This is a genomic window from Cohnella thermotolerans DSM 17683 (assembly GCF_000429825.1).
GTDB classification, from domain to species: domain Bacteria; phylum Bacillota; class Bacilli; order Paenibacillales; family Paenibacillaceae; genus Cohnella; species Cohnella thermotolerans.
Genome location: NZ_AUCP01000149.1, coordinates 1 through 1,389, shown reverse-complemented (window position 1 = coordinate 1,389; position 1,389 = coordinate 1). Strand labels below are relative to the sequence as shown.

At 53.9% G+C, this 1,389-nt stretch carries 1 protein-coding gene; it reads left to right on the top strand.

What is annotated here, in order from left to right:
* Window positions 1-442: 442 nt before the first annotated feature.
* A partial coding sequence (locus G485_RS0117510; RefSeq protein WP_027093561.1) for an IS110 family transposase occupies window positions 443-1,389 on the top strand: 947 nt, incomplete at its 3' end.

The following is a 1,389-nucleotide window of genomic DNA, read 5'->3' as shown; positions in this document are numbered from 1 at the left end:
CCTTGTATGCTAAGAGCAGCTCCTGATTTGGGGGTTGCTCTTATGATTTTTGTACCTTGAAAACTGAATGTAATGGTCCCGGTGGGGGACGCAGCCCAAGCGAAGCGCGGGAGCGGCCCGAAGGGACGAAAAATAGGTGTTTACGATCTTGGGCTGTCCTTGGGAAAATGCCAGTAGGTGCTACCGACGGGAATGTTCCTTCTCCCCCTGTAGACTCGATCAGTCGGGTTCTTCCATCTGAGAGTGTCCCCTTGGCCTCTTCCGTATTTTCCTACACGCTGACTGTATCCCGCGCGTCGCCATCTCTTCCGCATAGCAGAGGAAGGTTCGTGCACCGATGGGCCGCGGTGTATGCCAATAGCTCGCAAGGCTGTAAGCGGAGAGCTTTTCCAAGGACATCCCAGGACCGTAGCGCCGAGTCCAATCAAAGGAGGTGAATCTCATGCCCCACATCTTATTTGTCGGGATCGATGTAAGCAGCAAGAACAACGTTGTTTGTTGCCTGCCCGAAGGTGATACCGCCAAATCGCTGAGCCGGTTTACGGTTCCTAATGACGAACCCGGCGTTCTCGCTCTTCAAGAGCGGATTCTTGCTCTCATGCAGAAGCATAGTCTTACTCACATACGCTTTGGTCTGGAAGCGACCGGTTGTTACTCCAGCCATCTCGCTCGTTACTTGGAGAGCGTACTTAGCTTCGCGCCGTATGAGCACAGCGTCTACGTGTTCAATCCCAGTCTGATCAAGGTGTTCAAGAAAACACACTATCTGGACGCTCCGAAAAACGACAGGGTAGACGCCTGGTTCATCGCCGCTAAGCTCCGATCCGGTCATCTACCCCGTGCCTTCACGTGGAGCGAATCCATCGCTGCGTTGCAGCGCCTGTGCCGGACTCGTTTCCACGTTACTCAATGTTTGACACGGGAGACCAATTTCCTGCTGACCAATTTGTTCCTGAAATTCAGCAGCTATGCGGCGGGACCGTTCGGCAAGAAGACATCGGCGACAAGCCTCGCGGTATTGCAGCACTTTGCCAGTGTCGAGGACATCATCGACATGTCCGTAGAAGACCTCGTGGCATTTGTGGTCAAGTGTAGCAAAAACCGCTTTGAGAATCCGCAGGAGGTCGCACAGACCTTGCAAAAAGCTGCTCGTTCTTCTTACCGATTGCCCAAAGCGATGTCCGATGCCGTGAATCTGGCGATGGCCTCCAACATCCGGATTATCCGCTCGCTCCAAGAACAGGCAAAGTCACTGCAGAAGGCGATTGAAGAGCATCTGGCCACCATTCCGCAGACGCTCACTTCTGTGCCGGGAATCTCCACGATATTTGCTGCCGGCCTCATCTCGGAGATTGGCGACATCCAGCGCTTTCCGAACCAAATGGCGCT